Source organism: Paraburkholderia sp. (assembly GCF_049581445.1).
Classification (GTDB): Bacteria; Pseudomonadota; Gammaproteobacteria; order Burkholderiales; family Burkholderiaceae; genus Paraburkholderia.
Window position 1 is genome coordinate 1 of the sequence record NZ_JBAURZ010000309.1, and the last position, 17,339, is coordinate 17,339.

At 60.6% G+C, this 17,339-nt stretch carries 15 protein-coding genes and 1 pseudogene; 3 read left to right on the forward strand and 13 right to left on the reverse strand.

All coding sequences use genetic code 11. The annotated features are described in order from the left end of the window. Window positions 1–261 (reverse strand): annotated as a pseudogene (locus WCA85_RS25415) (energy transducer TonB); the annotation flags it as partial. Between the two features lie 791 nt (window positions 262–1,052). Then, entirely contained in the window at window positions 1,053–1,355 is a 303-nt protein-coding gene (locus tag WCA85_RS25420; protein ID WP_424067620.1) for a DUF4148 domain-containing protein, read from the reverse strand. Between the two features lie 400 nt (window positions 1,356–1,755). Here WCA85_RS25420 and WCA85_RS25425 point away from each other — a divergent pair, with 400 nt between their 5' ends. Genes WCA85_RS25425 through WCA85_RS25435 form a run of 3 tightly spaced genes read left to right on the forward strand, consistent with a single transcriptional unit; the run spans window position 1,756 to window position 4,581 of the window. Next, a complete protein-coding gene (locus WCA85_RS25425; RefSeq protein ID WP_424067633.1) occupies window positions 1,756–2,433 on the forward strand; it encodes a response regulator transcription factor in 678 nt (225 codons plus the stop codon). A 10-nt stretch (window positions 2,434–2,443) separates the two neighbouring features. Further along, window positions 2,444–3,844, forward strand: a complete 1,401-nt coding sequence (locus WCA85_RS25430) for a sensor histidine kinase (protein ID WP_424067621.1) — start codon at window positions 2,444–2,446, stop codon at window positions 3,842–3,844. Window positions 3,845–3,882: 38 nt separating this feature from the next. Then, window positions 3,883–4,581 (forward strand): response regulator transcription factor, encoded by a 699-nt coding sequence (locus WCA85_RS25435; RefSeq protein ID WP_424067622.1) that lies wholly within the window; start codon window positions 3,883–3,885, stop codon window positions 4,579–4,581. A 120-nt stretch (window positions 4,582–4,701) separates the two neighbouring features. On the opposite strand, the gene WCA85_RS25440 is transcribed toward WCA85_RS25435, so the two are convergent. The 11 genes from WCA85_RS25440 to WCA85_RS25490 form a co-directional block, all read right to left on the reverse strand. Further along, window positions 4,702–4,857 (reverse strand): hypothetical protein, encoded by a 156-nt coding sequence (locus WCA85_RS25440; protein ID WP_424067623.1) that lies wholly within the window; start codon window positions 4,855–4,857, stop codon window positions 4,702–4,704. 12 nt (window positions 4,858–4,869) lie between these two features. After that, window positions 4,870–5,142, reverse strand: coding sequence for a DUF4148 domain-containing protein (locus WCA85_RS25445; RefSeq protein ID WP_424067624.1), 273 nt, complete (start codon window positions 5,140–5,142; stop codon window positions 4,870–4,872). Between the two features lie 392 nt (window positions 5,143–5,534). Then, window positions 5,535–7,040 (reverse strand): efflux transporter outer membrane subunit, encoded by a 1,506-nt coding sequence (locus WCA85_RS25450; RefSeq protein WP_424067625.1) that lies wholly within the window; start codon window positions 7,038–7,040, stop codon window positions 5,535–5,537. Then, window positions 7,033–8,259, reverse strand: coding sequence for an efflux RND transporter periplasmic adaptor subunit (locus WCA85_RS25455; RefSeq protein WP_424067626.1), 1,227 nt, complete (start codon window positions 8,257–8,259; stop codon window positions 7,033–7,035). The genes WCA85_RS25450 and WCA85_RS25455 overlap by 8 nt, the downstream gene beginning before the upstream one ends. After that, complete coding sequence (locus WCA85_RS25460; RefSeq protein WP_424067627.1) at window positions 8,249–11,500, reverse strand: efflux RND transporter permease subunit; 3,252 nt, start codon at window positions 11,498–11,500, stop codon at window positions 8,249–8,251. The genes WCA85_RS25455 and WCA85_RS25460 overlap by 11 nt, the downstream gene beginning before the upstream one ends. 255 nt (window positions 11,501–11,755) lie before the next feature. Then, complete coding sequence (locus WCA85_RS25465) at window positions 11,756–12,430, reverse strand: response regulator transcription factor (protein WP_424067628.1); 675 nt, start codon at window positions 12,428–12,430, stop codon at window positions 11,756–11,758. A 25-nt stretch (window positions 12,431–12,455) separates the two neighbouring features. Beyond that, the gene (locus tag WCA85_RS25470; RefSeq protein WP_424067629.1) at window positions 12,456–13,379 is read right to left on the reverse strand and encodes a LysR family transcriptional regulator; all 924 of its coding nucleotides are present in this window, start codon (window positions 13,377–13,379) and stop codon (window positions 12,456–12,458) included. A gap of 516 nt (window positions 13,380–13,895) precedes the next feature. After that, a complete protein-coding gene (locus WCA85_RS25475; protein WP_424067634.1) occupies window positions 13,896–14,258 on the reverse strand; it encodes a hypothetical protein in 363 nt (120 codons plus the stop codon). Window positions 14,259–14,503: 245 nt separating this feature from the next. Beyond that, window positions 14,504–14,956, reverse strand: coding sequence for a GDP-mannose mannosyl hydrolase (locus WCA85_RS25480; protein ID WP_424067630.1), 453 nt, complete (start codon window positions 14,954–14,956; stop codon window positions 14,504–14,506). Between the two features lie 4 nt (window positions 14,957–14,960). Continuing rightward, window positions 14,961–15,101 (reverse strand): hypothetical protein, encoded by a 141-nt coding sequence (locus WCA85_RS25485; protein ID WP_424067631.1) that lies wholly within the window; start codon window positions 15,099–15,101, stop codon window positions 14,961–14,963. Window positions 15,102–15,281: 180 nt separating this feature from the next. Continuing rightward, window positions 15,282–17,339, reverse strand: a 2,058-nt coding sequence (locus tag WCA85_RS25490) for a hypothetical protein (RefSeq protein WP_424067632.1), incomplete at its 5' end; no start/stop codon positions are given.

A 17,339-nucleotide genomic window follows, 5' to 3' on the forward strand; every position in this document is an offset into this window, starting at 1 on the left:
CTGCACGACGGGCAACGGCGGCGGAGGCGGCGGCTTCACCGGCTCGATGATCTTGGTTTCGATCGGGTGTTGAATGACTTGCACCACTTTGGTGGCGAGGCCATTGAGCAGTGCATAGATCAGCACCACGTGCAGGAGGAGAACGGCGGCGATGCCGCCAAAGCGGCGTACGGGATTCTGCTGCTTCTTCCCGAACTCGCGCGGGCGCCCGATTCTCTGAACCGGGACTGTACCCGCCGGAAACTGCCCTTCAACTTTCATGACCACCTTTGTTCCTCCCGGCGTGAACCGCCCATTTCCATGACCGCAGCGTTCTTGCTACGTCGAAACATTGTTTACTTCAGCCCCAACGCAGGGCGCGAAACACTTTTGGACTCCAGATGGGGTTTCACCGTATCCGCTCGATTGAAGCTTTCAAGGCTTTCGCCCTGACATCCGCTCCCGGTTGGCGACGGCCTATCGCCATGTCTAGCGTGCAATGCGCGTGCCCGCTTCTGATAGATTCCGGTCGGTCCGCGGGGATGAGCGGAATCGATCAAAGGTCTATCTGCGTAGAAGTACTAATAGACGATACTTGCTGCATCCCCTTCGGTTTGGCGCAGGCTGTGACAGACGAAAACATGCTCGAACGTCACACGTCTTTCACAGTCTGGCACTAGCACCCGGCTGTATTTCCTGCGACGGAACGATATCAGTTCAAAATCGCGCGTCAAACTTTTTTTGATGGGGGCATACTGTGTTTAGAGGATGTGCTCTAAATGGGCCGCGTACACGGAGTCGATTTGCCTGCAGGAATGGATCCCGACGGCAGAAAATTCGACAATGGCGCAACGATGCGCAGAATGGATTTGTAAGCTAGTGAAGGCCGTTGTTAATCCGCGATGATGTCGCCGTGTAAAAACGACTATTCGAATGATTGCGGTCCGGCGAGATTCTAAAGCAGATTGGCGAGGCGCGCGTCGGGCGCAGGACGCGCGCTCATTCCCATGGGGGATTGGGGCCACTCAGCTCGCCGCGGTCGGCGAGAGGGGCGGTGTGGACATTGTCGGGCTCTAGCTTCCCCGGGTCGGATTGACGCCGTTCGCCGGCACACAGTCAGCGCGATATTGCGCCATCAGCTTCGCTTGCGCCGTTTCGAGGTTGGCGGGATAGGAGGCGTCGTCCACGCCTGGGTTGTAGCCTTGCGCTTCCAGTTCGCCGAGTTCGCGCATCAACTGTTTGTGCGTAACCTCACCCTTGACCGGCGTGAACGGATAGCCATTGCATTCACGCTGCGTGAGGTGGGGTGCAGCCATCGCGGATGCGCTGCCGGCGAGCATTAGAGCCGCCAATACGGTTCGGGTTGTGAGCTTCATGTTTGCCATCCTTTTAACGTTGGATCACCGTCGCCGACAGGGGCTGGCGGGATGGAAACAGGCTAGTGGATCGGGTCTACCGGATCGGCCTCAGCACGATGAAAGTTGTTTCATCGTCACATCTACCCATCCTGGACCCGAAATTTGCGCGTTGCGCGCTCAGCCACGCCAGCGCTAAAGCCGCGCCCAAACTTAAATATTTTTTAATGAAACAGACGTGCAACGGTTAAAAGCGCGCGCGTACTGTGGGCGCCACTAGCAGCATTCACTGCAGTGCCCAATGCGCTGCCCGATCCAGACCTGAACCTGCAGGCCGAATATGGCATCATGTACCTCTGCTGATAACCAGCCGCGCACGCCGCTCAAGTTGGCTGGGCTTGCCGCGGCGCGTGAAATGATCATGTCGCGAGTACTGACCATTGAAGACGATGAAATTACCGCGAACGAAATCGTCGGCGAATTGAAAAGCCGCGGCTTTACCGTGGATTGGGTGGCCAACGGCCGCGACGGGATGGCGCGCGCCATTAGCGACGAATACGATGTGATTACGCTCGACCGCATGCTGCCGGGCGTCGATGGCCTGACTATTCTGACCACCATGCGCAGCATCGGCATCCAGACGCCGGTGCTGATGTTAAGCGCGCTGGGCGACGTGGATGAACGCGTACGCGGCCTGCGCGCTGGCGGCGACGACTACCTGACCAAACCGTTCGACCCCGAAGAAATGACCGCGCGGCTCGAAGTGCTGTTGCGCCGCAGTCAGACGCCCGCCGCTGCCTCCGAAACCACGCTGCGCGTGGGACCGCTCGAACTCGACCTGATCTCGCGCAAGGTGCAGCGCGACGGCGAAGAGATCGTCTTGCTGCCCACCGAATACCGCGTGCTCGAATTCATGATGCGCCACGCCGGACAAACCATCACGCGCACCATGCTGTTCGAAGCCGTCTGGGGTTATCACTTCGATCCGGGCACCAACCTGATCGATGTGCATATGGGTCGGTTACGCAAAAAGGTCGACCCTCCCGGCGTCAAGCAGATGATCCAGACGGTGCGGGGTTCGGGCTACATCCTTGCCTGAGCAGACCACCTTGACGGATAACCCTTTCCCCTCGCAATCCGCATTGGGGCGCCGCTGGCATTCCAGCACCTTCCGCCTGATCACGGTCTACGCTCTGATCTTCTCCATCTCGGTGATGTCGCTGCTGGCTGTCATTGGCCGGGCGGTGACGGGCGACATGGAGCGCGAAACCGATGTCGTGATGGAGTGGCAGTTCATCTACTTCGACTCGATGCCGCATACCGAGCTTGCCGATGCGATTCACCGGCGCCTCGAGCATGAGCGCATGCACACCAATTACTACGGCCTGTTCGCGGCCGACGGCCAGCATATCGCCGGTGACGTGCTCAGTCTGCCGCCCGATTTGCCGCGCGACCGTCGCGGCGTGACCCTGAAACACACGCTAAAGATCCTGGGCGGCGAAGAGTCCCCCGTAGTGCGCGCGATGGCCGAGCAGCGCGGCGATGGCGAAACCCTCGTGCTGGCGCGCGACCTGACCCATATCCTGCGGATTCGCGAAACGATCATCAATGCGCTGATCGGCGGTGGCGTTCTTTGTCTCGTTGCGGGCGTGGTCGGCGGTCTCGCGCTGAGCGTGCGGCAAATGCGCCGCCTGAAGGCGATTCGCCGCGTGACACTGCACATTGCGCAAGGTGACCTCGGCCAGCGGCTGCCGATCGGCGGGCGCGATGAGATTGACATGCTGTCGCATCTGGTCAATCACATGCTCGAAGAAGTCGAGCGCCTGATGAACGAAGTGAAGGGCGCCTGCGACGGCATCGCACACGATCTGCGCACGCCGCTCGCCCATGTGCGGACTTTGTTGACGCATGCCGGGGAGCGGGCCGAGACGGTTGACGACGTCGCGTTGTCGACTCTTGTGGACCGGGCCCGCACCGAAACGGACGCCTTGCTCGACCGCTTTCGCGCAATGCTGCGGATCTCCGAGATCGGCACCTTGCAGCGGCGCGGCGGCTTTGGCGAAGTGGAGCTAAAAACGCTGATCGACGAAGTGGGCGAACTGTACGAACCGCTTGGCGAAATGCGCTCGATCGGCTTTGTGGTGGAGTCGGAGGCCGTTGCGCCGATTCACGGCGATCGCGCGCTACTGTTCGAAGCTTTCAGCAATCTGCTCGACAATGCGTTCAAGTTCACGCCCGAGGGCGGTACCGTCAAGATGATGCTCAAGGGGACCTCAAATGGCCCGCTGGTGGAGATTGTCGATAACGGGCCGGGCATCCCGCAGGAGGAGCGCGAAGCGGTGCTGCAACGTTTCTATCGCGGCGAGCACACGCGCCACCTCGCGGGCTCGGGGCTCGGGCTGAGCATTGTCTCGGCGGTGATCCGCGTGCATGACTTCACGATGCGCATCGGCAACGCCGAGCCGGGAACCCGGATCAGCGTCGAATGCTGGTCGAGGACGCTCGCATGATCTCTATGTCTTTTCTCTTTGCTCGAACTGGAGGCTAAATGCGCATCCTGTTCGTCGCCACACCTCATCCCGAATCCGCCTGGCTGTTCAAGGCGTTGCAGGAGAGCGCGCATAGTCTGCAACGCGCAGACGACTTGCGCGACGGCGTGTTTCTCGCCGGCCAGGAACCGTTTGATATCGTCATCGCGATGGCGTTCGAGTCCGGTTCGTATCCGGCGCTGCTGGCGGCATTGCCGCAATTTGTCGAAGCCGGCGGCGGCGCCGCGATCATTGCGGTGCTGGGCCAGTCGAATGCGCAGGATCGTGCTCGTGCGCTACGTGCAGGCGCTGACGCCTGCTTCGGGCATCCGTATTCGTTCATTGAAATGCACGAACGGATGCAGGCATTGCGGCGGTCGAGCGCATCGCGCGCCGTCAGCCAGGATCAGCCTGCTGCGACCCCGGCGACGACGTTGACGCTCAACCCGCTGACACGCGAACTGGTGGAGGGCACGCGCCGGCTCGTGGTGACACGGCGCGAGTATCTGTTGCTCGAATGCCTGATGCGGCAGATCAATGCGCCAGTGCCGCGCGATCAATTGATCCGCTATGCATGGCCGGAGAAGGACGATGTCGATCCGTCTAGCGTCAACCTCGTGGTCTCGCGCCTGCGCCGCAAGCTGGCGCAGCAACTGCCGGACGTTCAGATCGAAACGGTGAGCCGGTACGGCTATCAGATCACGATTGAGCCGAGGTAGTAGGGCTGCGCTAGCAGCGGGGCGGAGGCGGGAGGTCTGGTGTCAGGCCGCGGCGATCGCGCTGACGTCACTGCAAGCAATTGAGCGCGCTGACCCGATTGGGCAGCGCGCTCTTTGCTTTCATGAGCCGAAGTAGATGTTGCAGAAGCTTGCGGGTCCGACGCAGCCATTAGAGGCTTCAGGGCTCGGCGCGGCGCAACCGGAGAGCAGCAGTCCAGCGGTCGCGGCGGCCAGTGCGTAGAGGACCGTACGTTTAAGGAAGGAGCGGGTTTTCATGTGACGCGAATCTCAGTGAGCGAAGACGGTTGAGTTGAGGTAATTAAGCTGGCCGTCCTGCTCCGAGTGCACCAGTTCCTGGTAGACCTGCGCGCGCGTCTTGCTGAGTGCAGCCTGACCGGACGGTGCTACCCATTGACCGGCCGGCGCCACGTCGGTCGCCGTATTGGCGGCAACCTGGGTGGCGGCAACCGGCTGCTGGCTGGTTTGCGTGCTGGTCTGCGCGAATGCAGAAGCGGTAGCGGTGGCGCCGACGAATGCGATAGCGATCATCAGGTATTTCATGTTGGTTGTCCTCACAATGTCCGGATTGACTGCTTTTAGGTTCAGGCACCGTGGCGCGAAGCACCAAGACTTTCGTCGTCCGGTTGATTAGAAGGATAGTCGCCGCGATATAGCGGATCGATGGTGTGAAGGTGAAAAGAAATTCATCGGCGCGTAAAGCGCGAGCCCCGTCCGGTAAGGGTTTTAGCGAGTCGGTGTGATTAAATTAAAAGGCGTTTCATTAAAGTGTCGATGTTGATCGCGGATCAGACCGTTACGGTTAGTTAGCGTGCTGCGGGGACGTTAAGAGCAGAAGATCTGCTTGAATAAAAAAGCGTCGCCGGTGTAATCGGGCGACGCTTCTTTTGTGTCTGCATCAAGGCGCATTGTCTTGCCGGTGTCACACACTCAACTCATTGCGCGTCCGCCAGCCTGGTCCCTGCCACCGCTTGCGCACGCGCCTGCACCGGCGTAGCCGCCGCCGTATCCGTAGCCGGCTGACCGGCAGACCAGCCACCGCCCAACGCCTCTATCAACCCCACAGAAGCCAGCAAACGCCGCGTATTCACATTCAAGGCGAGAATCTGCGTGCTCAATTCCGTGGTCTGTGCCGTCACCACATCCAGATAGCTGACTACGCCATCTTTATAGCGCGACATGGAAAGCTTAAGAGTGCGTTGCGCATCGGTGAGCGCTTCGTCCTGCTGCGTCGCCTCATCACCCAAGTGGTGCAGTTGTGCGAGATTGTCTTCGACTTGCTGGAACGCGAGCAACACGGCCGCCTTATACGTTGCGCCGTTTTCGGCAAGCTTCGCACGAGCCCGCTGCGTCACCGCCTCGCGGCGGCCGCCGTCGAACAGGTTCATGACGAGGCTCGGACCAATCGACCAGATCTCGTTAGGCGCCATGATCCAGGGTGACAGCGTATCGCTCTGGAAGCCGCCGTCGAGTCCAAGCGAAACGTCCGGGAAAAACGCAGCCTTGGCCACGCCGATCTTCGCGTTGGCTTCCGCCACGCGCCGTTCGGCTGCGGCGACGTCGGGGCGCCGCTGCAGCAGCGCTGCCGGAACACCGGTCGGAATCGACGGCAGATAAGCAAGACCAATCGACGGTGCGAGTGTGAACGACGACGCAGGCACGCCGGTCAACGACGCAATGGCGTGTTCGTAGAGGGCGCGATGCGCCTTCACGTCATCGGCCGCCGCGCGTGCCGACGCGAGTTGTGTTTGTGCGCGCGAAACATCGAGGTCCGAAGCAATTCCACCTGCGTGACGACTCTCGGTGAGTTGAAGCGCTCGTTCATAGGTGGTGATGGTATCGGCCAGCAACTGCTGCTGCTCGTCGAGTCCGCGCAGGTTGAAATAGGCGTCGGCAAGACTGGCCTGCAGGCTCAGTTGCACCGAGGCGAGATCGGCGTCGGCCGCCTGTGCCGCTGCCTGGCCCGCCTTCACCTCATTGCGGACTCTGCCCCACAAGTCGAGGTCATAGTTGATGCCGACCTCCACAGTGTTCGACCCATACACGGACGGTTGATCTGAGCCGCGCAATGGCCGGTTATCGGATTGCCGGTTGGTCGACACATTGGCGCCGGCGCCGATAGTCGGGAGCAGGCCGGAGCGCGCCTGGTCGAGATAATCGATGGCCTCGTCATGGCGCGCAACCGCCGCGGCAACATTCGGATTCGCTGCGGCTACCTGGACTTCGAGCTTGTCGAGTACCGGATCGCGATAGACCTCCCACCAGGCGTCACGCGGGATCTGGTCCGCGGGTTTCGCCTGTTGCCAGGCGCCGCCTTCCTTGAAGGTGGTGGGAATCGCGGTGGGCGGCACCTGATAGACCGGCGCAAACGAGCAGCCGCTAAATAATGCGGTCACCGCCAGTGCGATACACAGGCTTCGTTTGAACCCGAGCTTAACCATTACCATGCCCCGGGTCGCGTCGCGCAGCGAGCGAGGTGGCTGGCGCGCCCGCCAGGCTCGCAGCATGCACATCCGCGAGACGCACGGCGTCGCCGTTGGCGATTGAATCCGGCGGGTTGTCGATCACGCGGTCGTTAGCGTCGAGCCCTGAACCGATCTCGACCTGCGTGCCGAGGTCCGTGGCGATCGTCACGGGTTTGAGTACCGCGTGGTTGTCCTTGCCCAGCACCGCCACTTGCAGGCCGCTGTGGCGGAAGATCAGCGAGCTGGCCGGAATCAGCAGCGCATGCGGATTGGTCGGCATCGCAAAGTGTACTTCGGTGTACTCGCCCGGAATCAGCAGACCGTTCTGGTTATCGACCTGCAACTGGACCAGCAACGTGCCCGAAGAGGCGGTGATCGAATCATCCGTGTCCAGGAGTCTGGCCTCGAACTTCATGCCGGGACGTTCGGGCACGGTCAGTGTGGCTGTCATCCCCGGCTGAATCGCCGCCGCGTCGCTTTGCGGCACGTTGACATAGACGCGCAGCTGTTTTGCATCGGACACGGTGAAGAGTGCGTTACCAACGCCGCCACCCGCATCGATCAATGCGCCGATATCGGTCTTGCGGGCGGTCACGATGCCATCGAAGGGGGCCGTGATGCGCTTGAACGACTCCAGCGCTTCGAGGCGATTCACGTTGGCCTGGGCGGCTGCGACCGTGGCTTGCTTGGCGGCGAGATCGCTGGTCTTTTCATCGGTATCCTGTTGCGAAACCGAGTCCTGTTTGAGCATCTCGGTCCAGCGTTTCGCGGTGGATGCCGCAAGCGTTTCGTTAGCCTGCGCATTTTGCAGATCCGCCTTCGCCTGCAGCAGTTGCTGGTCGAGGTCGGGCGTATCGATCAGACCAAGCAGTTGGCCCGCCTTCACATGGGTGCCGATATCCGCGTACCACGCATGCAGATAGCCCGGAACGCGCGCATAGATCGGCGCATTGACGAACGCCGACAAATGAGCCGGCAGCACGAGCGGCTGCGTCGCACCCTGATGGCTCGGGGCATACGCGACCACCGTAGGAATGGCCTGCGCGGCCGACCAGGTGGTCATTTCCTGCTTGGCGTGCACACGGGTGAAGATGCCGGTCGTGACGATCCCAGCGGCGGCAAGCAGCACGATAATGCCGACCAGCTTCAGATGGCGCAGACGCTTCGGTGAACTGATCTCGATCTCAGTGGACATGGAGGACTCCAGCTTCAGAAGTGGGATGATCTTTATCTTTGACGGGCGGATGCTTCGCGGCATCGCGGCGGTGCACCAGACTGAACACGACGGGCACGAACAGCAGTGTGGCGAACGTGGCGCAGATCAGGCCGCCAATCACGGCACGGCCGAGCGGAGCGTTCTGTTCGCCGCCATCGCCGAGACCGAGTGCCATCGGCGCCATGCCGATGATCATTGCGAGTGCAGTCATCAGCACCGGCCGGAAACGGGTGAAGCCGGCTTCCATCGCCGCCACCAGTGCATTGCCGGTGACCGCGAGGCGTTCGCGTGCGAAGCTCACCACCAGAATACTGTTGGCGGTGGCCACGCCCATGCAGAGAATCGCGCCGGTTAGCGCGGGCACCGAGAGCGGGGTGTGCGTGGTGAACAGCATCCATACGATGCCGGCAAGCGCAGCGGGCAATGCGGTGACGATCACGAACGCGTCGCTCCACGAATGGAAATTCACCACGATCAGCATGTAAATCAGCACGATCGCGCCGACCAGACCGAGCGACAGGCCGAGGAACGCGCTGTTCATCGTCTGCACCTGACCGCGCAGGGTGACCGTTGAGCCCTTTGGCACGTCTTTCGCTGTCGCGTGCAGGATGTGCTGGATATCCGTGGCGACGGCGCCGAGATCGCGGCCCTGGGTCGTCGCGAACACGTCGTAGAGCGGCTCGATGTTGTAGTGCGAGACGACAGCGTCGCCCACGCCCCGTTCGATCGTTGCAATGCCGCCCAGAATCTGCGACTGACCGTCCTTGCCGGTGACCGGCAGGTTGCTCAGCGCCGAGAGCGATTCCATCCGGTATTGCGGCGTTTGCGCAACGATCGGATAGGAGACGCCGTTATGCGGATTCAGCCAGTAGGTAGGCGATACCTGACTGGTGCCCGAGAGACTTGCCACTACCGAGTTCGTTACATCCTGTTCGGTAATGCCGAGTTGATCTGCGCGCGAACGGTCCACTGCAACGGTGAACTGCGGATACGTCGAGGCTTGCTGGATGCGCGTATCGGCGATGCCAGGAATCAGCCGCATGCGCCGCATCACTTCGTTTGCGTAGCGATGATTGGCTTCCTGATTGGGACCCGCTACCTGCAGGTCGATCGGCGCTGGCGAACCGAAGTTCAAGATCTGGCTGACGATATCCGCTGGCAGAAACGAGAAGGTCGAGCCGGGGAATTCACGCGGCAACACCTTGCGCAAGGTTTTCACATAACCGGCGGTCGGCGCGTGATTTTCGTTCAGCGAAATCATGATGTCGCCATCTTGCGGGCCAGTGGTGCCGCTGTTGTTATAGGTCAGATTGATACCGCTGTTGGGCAAGCCGACGTTGTCGATGATGCTGCCGAGTTGATCCGGCGGAACGACACGACGCACGGCGTTTTCAATGTGGTCAAATTCAGCGGCCGTGTCTTCGATGCGCGTACCAATCGGCGCACGCACGTGAATAGCGATTTCGCCTGAATCGATGTCTGGAAAGAAATTACGGCCGAGCCACGGCGCAAGCAGAAACGACGCGCCTACCACGATCAGAAAGCCCGTCACGAAACGCTTGCGGTTCGTGAGCGCCAGGCCGAGCACGATGCGATACACACTGCGTACGCGCTCAAAGCGGTGTTCGAAGCCACGCTGAAAACGCACCAGAGGATTGCGGGAACGCTGCGCCGGATGATGGCCGCCGTGCGGCTCCATGACCGCCGCCAGTTCGCCGGACGCGTGACCGGTGGAAGCGTGCGGGCGCAGCAGATACTGCGCGAGCATGGGCACGAACGTACGCGACAACACGAACGAAGCGACCATCGCGAAGATCACCGCTTCGGCCATCGGCACAAACAGAAAGCGCGCGATGCCGTTTAGCAGCAGCATCGGCACGAACACGATACAGATACACAGCAGCGAAACAAAGGCCGGCCCGACGATCTGCGCGGCGCCATCCATGATCGCGCTTCTAACGTCCTTACCTTGCTCCAGGTGCCAGTTGATATTCTCGATCGTGACGGTGGCGTCATCGACCAGAATCCCGACTGCGAGCGCAAGGCCCCCCAGCGTCATTACGTTGAGGGTTTCACCCATGGCCGAGAGGCCCGCAATGGCGGCCAGCACCGCGAGGGGAATAGAAGCTGCGATGATCACCGTGGAGCGCCAGCTGCCCAGAAACAGCAGGATCATCAGTGAGGTGAGGGCGGCGGCGATGATGCCTTCGCGTGCCACGCCACTCACAGCCCCTTTGACAAAGGTCGACTGGTCGCCCATGGTCACGAGCTTGAGCCCAGGTGGCAGGGTCTCTTCAATGCGCGGCAGTTGCGCCTTCACGCCAGCGATGATGTAGAGCGTCGAGGCCGAGCCGTTCTTCAGAATACTCATCAGCACCGCACGGTGGCCATCGACGCGCACGATGTTGGTCTGCGGCGGGTAACCGTCGCGTACGTGGGCGACGTCGCGAATGTAGATGGTTGCGCCGTCCACGGTCTTGATCGGCAGATTGTTGAGTTCTTGCAGCGAGAGCGGGCTGTTGTTCAGCTTGATGTTGTATTCGAAGCGGCCGATCTTCTCGGTGCCCGCCGGAATGATCTGGTTTTGCTGCGCGAGCGCATCCGCCACATCCTGCGCCGAGAGCTTTGTTGCTTGCAGTGCTTGCGGGTCAAGGTCGATCTGTACTTCGCGGGTCTTGCCGCCATACGCGGTAGGAATCGCGACACCCGGCACACTCAGCAGTTGCGGACGAATGAAGTTAGTAGCGTAGTCAGCGAGTTTCTGTTCGTCGAGCGTATTGCTGGTCAGCGCCAGTTGCAGTACTGGAACGGTGGATGCGTTGTAGTTCAGGATCTGCGGTGGCGTGGTCCCAGGCGGCATCTGCTTGAGCACGGTTTGCGAAACGGACGTGACCTGTGCTGTTGCGGTGCGAATATCAACGGTAGGCTGAAAGAAGATCTTGACGATGCCGTAGCCGCGGAACGATTGCGATTCGATATGCTGAACGTCGTTGACCGTTGTGCCAAGCGTGCGCTCATAGTAGGTGACGATGCGTCCAGCCATGTCGTCCGGTTGCAGACCTGCGTAGTTCCAGACGACGCTGATCACCGGGATGCGAATGTCCGGGAAGATATCGGTCGGCGTGCGCAATGCGGATAGCGGGCCGATCACGAGGATCAGCAGCGCAAGCACGATGAACGTGTAGGGCCGCGTTAAGGCCAGCCGGACAATTTTTAACATCGAAAGCTGCTCCGTTCAGAGACGCGTCAATCACACCGCGTAGGTAGGGCGGTCAGGGCAAGCACCAATGGCGATTTACCCGATGTCGTATTCTGGGGAGCAGGGGCTAACAGGCGGCGACTAAAAATATGAAACAAACTTTAGTTGCAGTGCATGATGTAAAGAGCGCTGTTGCAACGACTGAAGCGTCGTGTGCTGCGGTTAGCACACGACGCTTAAGCGGAAATGAAGACGGAGTAAAGGGAGCCTGACGCCTTAGCCGAACAGATAGCCCGAACCGCGAATCGTGCGGATGAGCGGGCGCTCGCCCGGCACGTCGACCTTCTTGCGCAGACGGCCCACGTGTACGTCGATCAGGTTGGTCCCAGGATCAAAACGGCAGCCCCATACCGCTTCGAAAATCATGGTGCGTGTGAGGACCTGGCCTGCGTGCCGCATCATGAATTCGAGCACGCGAAACTCGGTGGGTTGCAGTTCGAGTTCAAGTTCGCGGTGAGTAACGCGGCGGCGCACGAGATCGAGTTGCAGCGCGCCGGTGCGCAGCATTGTTTCGGCTTTCTCATTGCGTGGCCGTCGGCGCAATAGCACTTCGATACGCGCAAACATTTCTTCGGCTGAGAAGGGCTTGGTCAAATAGTCGTCACCACCGGCACGCAGGCCTTGAATGCGGTGATCGACATCGGACATCGCGCTCATCACCAGCACGGGAGTTTCCATGCCAACACCGCGCATGGTGGCGACAATCGTCAGGCCGTCAAGGTCAGGCAGCATACGGTCTAGCGTCACGACGTCATAGTCACCTGCCATGACCTTCGCCATACCTTCGCGGCCCGTACGCGCCACGTCAACAGAAAAGCCACTGGAGCTGAGGGTGCGTACGATGTCGTCCGCGATCAGTTCGTCATCTTCGATCGTCAGTATCTTCGGCATGGTTCGCGATTGTTATTCTGGTCGATCAGGCTACGACACGCAGGGCGACAGGCTTGTCCGGTGCGCGATACTGGCTTACAGCGAAGTCGATAAAACTGCGCACTTTCATGGACAGATAATTGCGGCCCGAATACAGGATCGACACGTGACGTGGTCCGCCGTTGACTTCGAACTCTTCGAGAACGGGTACCAGTGTCCCTTGCTTCAGATCGTCGCTCACGAAGGGCAGCGGCAACAATGCGATACCCATATGGTTCAGTGCGGCGACACGCACCATGGCGCTACTGGTGGCCGTCAATGCGCTGCCGGTGTTGACCCGATAGACGCCGTCGGCATCCGCGAACTCCCATGCGCGCGAGGTACCGTCCGATACCGTCAAGAGCCCGTGACGGTTCAGCGCGGAAGGGTCGCGCGGAATGCCGTGGCGTGACAGATAGCTGGGCGAGGCAACCGTTACTTCTTCGATGCTGGTCAGCGTGCGGCTTACCAGCGTGGAGCTGGCGAGGCGCCGGTCGTCGGAGAAGCACACGTCAAAACCGCCCTCGACCATGTCGATATGTGTATCGAAGGTCGTAACGTCGAAATCCACCCGCGGATGTTGCGTACGGTACGACGCGAGCAATGTGCCGAGGCCGGAGGTTGCAAAGGTCATCGGTGTAGCGATGCGCAGCGTGCCGCGCGGATCGCGCGTGGTCTGTACTAGATTCGATTCCATTTCATCGAGCTTCTCGATGATCGTGCGGCAACCGTCCAGGTATTCTCTGCCCACTTCGGTGAGCGAGAGGCTGCGGGTCGTGCGGTTGAGCAGGCGCATGTTCAGATGCGCTTCGAGCATGCTGACACTGCGGGTGACGGCGGCGGCCGACATGCCCAGTTGTCTCGCGGCCAGATTAAAACTGGCGAGATCGACTACCCGTGTAAACACACGCATCGCTTGTAGCTGGTTCATGTTTGTGACACTAGGAGATTGACGATGCACGAATCATGGGCGCTCGCGGATAAAACGGAACTGCCAGCTTGATTAAGTCTTTTTTAAGTTTGTGCAATATTCATGAACTGCGAGGCGATCTGTCGTTCGATCAAAGGGATGTGCGCGCATGCACGCGGGAGGAAGGGGCAAAGCAGATGGGCAAAAAAAGAGCGCGGACCAGGCCGCGCTTCTAAGGAGATCTTGAAAAAGACCGCAGTTACGCGGACGGCCCAGTATAGGTCAGTGCAAGTATGGAGTGGATGCAAACTCTGAAAGACAATACTGCGTGAAATGCAACAACGCTACGGCCCATGCAACACTACAGCGTTAAAGCTCGCCATGCGAATGCACCGCATCCTGAGCGGCACAGGTAAACGACAAACGCGCAGACAGTCGGCGTCTTTGGACGCCTCATGTCTGCGCGAAGCAGGAGGAAAGCGGTACGCGCAACGCGCACATCGTCGCCGCGTTGCGCGAGGTTCGCTGTGACGTGGCCTAGTTCAGCACGGCGTGGGTTTCTTCCAGTTGCTCGAGATGTTTGGTCAACGCGTCCTTTAGCTTGATCATACTGTGAGTGGGCAATGCAAAGCCCGCCCAGCCCAGCCCCGAATGACGCAGGAACACCACAGCGCCTTCATAGAGCGGATGCTTCTCGGAGTGCCAGCATGGGTCCATCTCGATCACGTACTGGTGCGCGCGCGACGGCTCCTTCGGAATTTCCGGGCGCATTGCCGCGCGAATCAGACCGAGGCGCTCGATCACAGCGTCGACTTCCTCGGCTTCCAGCACCACATTGCGGTCGTCGATCTTGACGCTGACTGCCGGAGTGCCGTACTCGTTGATCATTTCGATGGTCATGGTCATGTCCCAACTCCTCATACCAATCACGATGAGGAAATTATGGATCGACTCGGCATGGTGAAGTCTGAAAGAGCGCGATTGTTTGATGAAACTTTCTTTAAAGAAGCGGTTTGACCGGTTGCCGCGCTTTTACAACACCCGAATGCAAAGCAGGACTGTGCACGAGTACGTTCCTTTCTGCCGGATTTCAACGGGGTTGCGGGAAGCTGACGCCTGCGATAGTGCGCAACGGCCTTTACGCTTTAGCGAAAATACGCCTTGGTGTTTTCGTGCACGTCCGGACAGGCGAGCAGTTCCGACGGTGCCATCCACGCGTAGTCACTGTGTTGCTCGAAGCGCCCTACAGGTGTTGCATCACGCAACAGGAGCATGTAGCCGAGCACAATATAGTGTGTGGAGATATCGGCAGCGCCGGCGAAGTTATCGTCATAGTGGTGTTCGAACACACCGCGAAAGCACGCGCTGTGCTGAGTGATGTGATCGAGCCCTAGCTCCTCGCTGACAATGCGGCTAAACGCGCCATTCAGCGTTTCATCCTTGCGGATGCGTCCGCCGGGCACAAACCAGCTGCCGCGTGCCGGACGGTTGACGCGCCGGCCCAGTAGCACGCGCCCCCGATCATCGACCACGATCAGGTCGATGGAGATCAGCGGCGTAAGGCGAACGACGTCGAGAAATTCAGGTCGTGCAAGCATGGTCTCATTCTTCACGTTCGACACGCGCAATTCGGGCGGATACGCCCCACAGTAGCCAGCTGATACCGGCCACGACGAGCAGCAGCATGATGGCCGAGCCCAGCATTCCGCCAAGCAAGAGCCAGTACCACGGCAATTCATGCATGACGTCTCCGCAAGCAGGTGCTACGGGACTGCATTCAAGGGAAGGGGCCCGCTCGTGCGGGGCAATGCCACAGGCCGACTGGCCCGATGCGCAGACGGATTCAGTCTAGCGTCTCAAGCCGTGTCGCCACGCTTCGCACCCCTGCCAAATGCGCCGAACTCTCTGCACATCAGGCCAAATTCACTGCGCGACATATCCAGCAGGTGTGGTGACGTTTGCTTTGGCGACTGCTGCGTTGGCCGATATGACGTAGATCGGCGCCTCGGTGAGCGCCAGCATGGCGAGGCCGTTGCTGTAGCTCAATGTGGAAGGGTTGCCCATCATGTCGAGCACGGTCACCTGGCCGGACGTGCCGGGGCCGTCTACTCGCAGGGCGTAAGGTACCTGGTAGGTCGAACTGAAACCCTTGCTGGCGTTCCAGACTTCGTTGTTGTGGGTCCAGAGTGCGGTAATCACCGGACCGTTATTCAACTGCTGAAACGCGTAGGCATACACGCCGGCCGGTACGCCATTTACCGGGCCCAACGTGTTGGTGCCGTCAACGATACGGGTCATCGCGGCGGTGGCCATGGCTGCCGGTTTTGGACTGATCGACGACGGCCCGAAGCCGCCTTGCGGGTCGATCAGATCGAAGAACAGACCGTAGCCGACCTGCCCCGGAAAATCAGTGGCGTAGAACAGCCACGTCGCGTCCGCGCCCTCACCAAGCAGGATCAGATGCGTGCGGGCAACCAGCGCACCTTGCGCGTATAGCACGTTGGGCGTCGGATAGTTGGCGCCGTACTGCGAGCCGATATCGTAGCTGATGCCGGTTTCCGTCACGAAGAGCCGCGCGCCGGGGCGCATCGTCGTGGCGATCTGCCGGCGCAGCGCACGCATGGTCGCGGGAAGCGATTGGGCTGCTTTCGCAGGATCGCTGTCGCCAACCGTGCGTTCAGGCGGGTGCGATGGCGAGGTGCCGATATCGTAGTAGCCATGAATCGACACGCCGTCGAGATATCGGGTAATGCCAAGCGGAGCAAGACGTTGCAGCCATTCCGTATTAGCGGCCACCGAGGCGTTCGTGGTGCCCATGATGACTGCCTCGGGGTCCGTCGCATGAATGGCCTGCCAGGTGGCCTGATAAAGCGCGACCAGGTTTGCATCCGTATCGCGCCAGGGCAGGCCGCTATCGTAGTCGGGTTCCCACGTGACCTGATAGTAGTTGCGCGCCTGGGTGGGGAAACGCTGGGCACGTACCTGATTCGACTCATGCCCGACCCGATTCATGAAGCTCTGGTAGGCCGGCAACGACACGGGCAAATAGCTGTGGGTTTCCGCATGCGTCGGACTTGCCCATGCGGGAATGCCGTCCAGCTGGATCAGCCGCATCAGATCTCCCGGCCTGAAGAAGGTCGCGAGCGGGTAGGCATTGGCATCGAAGGTGTCCGGTCCCTTCGGTTCCATCATGTACCAGTTGCGATTGTCGTTGACCCAGCGCAGGCCGAGATCGGGATAGAGCGGCCGGTAGCCGTCGCCCGAGCAGCAATGCTGACCCGGCGTGATATAAGCGGCACCCTGGCCGCCGAAGCGGTGCAAATCCTCGCGCGCATAGGCTGGCGGAGTCAGGACGCCCGACAGGTTGGGGAGCACGCCGAAGCTCGCCATGCCGGCCGGACGCGTGCCGCTTGCGGGTAATCCGGTGCCCGCGGAAGTCAGGCTGGCACTCACGGCGAAATAACCCGCGAGGGTCGACACGCAACTCAGTGAGGCGGCTTGCGGACCGCTTGCGACCTCGAAGTGGCCCGCCGCGCGCACCTTGCTCCATGCATCGACGATCTGCCAGGTGAGCGTATCGCTCGCGCGAGCGCGCGTCGTCAAGGTGAGCACGAACGGCCGCCCATTCGCAAATATCCGCGTACCGTCGCTGCCGGGCGTTTCTGCTTCGATCACCGGACCGTCTGGCGCCGCGTTGGTGGGCTCGGAAGGAGCGCTACATAGCAACGCGCTATTGTTGGGTGTCTCCGTAAGCGATGGTGTGGTGGGAGGGGGCGCCGTGTCGTCTTCGTACCAGCATTGCTTGCTTGTGCCCGGGGCCGGGTCGCCGAAGATGCTGTTATCGCACTGTGTGCCGTTGGTTAAAGTGAGCTGGACGTAGCGTGCCGGGGTACCGTACCGGACCTGCCGCGTCCCGCTGAAGTGGCAAAACTCATGCTCTGCCGCGCATGGCGCCGCGGCGGACGGACCGGGCGTCTGATC

What these genes read in the sequence shown, in the direction of transcription:
- WCA85_RS25445 (WP_424067624.1), bottom strand. Translation starts at nt 5,142, where the DNA reads ATGAAATACCTGATGATCGCTATCGCATTCGTCGGCGCCACCGCTACC.
- WCA85_RS25465 (WP_424067628.1), bottom strand. Translation starts at nt 12,430, where the DNA reads ATGCCGAAGATACTGACGATCGAAGATGACGAACTGATCGCGGACGAC.
- WCA85_RS25420 (WP_424067620.1), bottom strand. Translation starts at nt 1,355, where the DNA reads ATGAAGCTCACAACCCGAACCGTATTGGCGGCTCTAATGCTCGCCGGC.
- WCA85_RS25455 (WP_424067626.1), bottom strand. Translation starts at nt 8,259, where the DNA reads ATGTCCACTGAGATCGAGATCAGTTCACCGAAGCGTCTGCGCCATCTG.
- WCA85_RS25470 (WP_424067629.1), bottom strand. Translation starts at nt 13,379, where the DNA reads ATGAACCAGCTACAAGCGATGCGTGTGTTTACACGGGTAGTCGATCTC.
- WCA85_RS25475 (WP_424067634.1), bottom strand. Translation starts at nt 14,258, where the DNA reads ATGACCATCGAAATGATCAACGAGTACGGCACTCCGGCAGTCAGCGTC.
- WCA85_RS25480 (WP_424067630.1), bottom strand. Translation starts at nt 14,956, where the DNA reads ATGCTTGCACGACCTGAATTTCTCGACGTCGTTCGCCTTACGCCGCTG.
- WCA85_RS25440 (WP_424067623.1), bottom strand. Translation starts at nt 4,857, where the DNA reads ATGAAAACCCGCTCCTTCCTTAAACGTACGGTCCTCTACGCACTGGCC.
- WCA85_RS25485 (WP_424067631.1), bottom strand. Translation starts at nt 15,101, where the DNA reads ATGCATGAATTGCCGTGGTACTGGCTCTTGCTTGGCGGAATGCTGGGC.
- WCA85_RS25450 (WP_424067625.1), bottom strand. Translation starts at nt 7,040, where the DNA reads ATGGTTAAGCTCGGGTTCAAACGAAGCCTGTGTATCGCACTGGCGGTG.
- WCA85_RS25425 (WP_424067633.1), top strand. Translation starts at nt 1,756, where the DNA reads ATGTCGCGAGTACTGACCATTGAAGACGATGAAATTACCGCGAACGAA.
- WCA85_RS25460 (WP_424067627.1), bottom strand. Translation starts at nt 11,500, where the DNA reads ATGTTAAAAATTGTCCGGCTGGCCTTAACGCGGCCCTACACGTTCATC.
- WCA85_RS25435 (WP_424067622.1), top strand. Translation starts at nt 3,883, where the DNA reads ATGCGCATCCTGTTCGTCGCCACACCTCATCCCGAATCCGCCTGGCTG.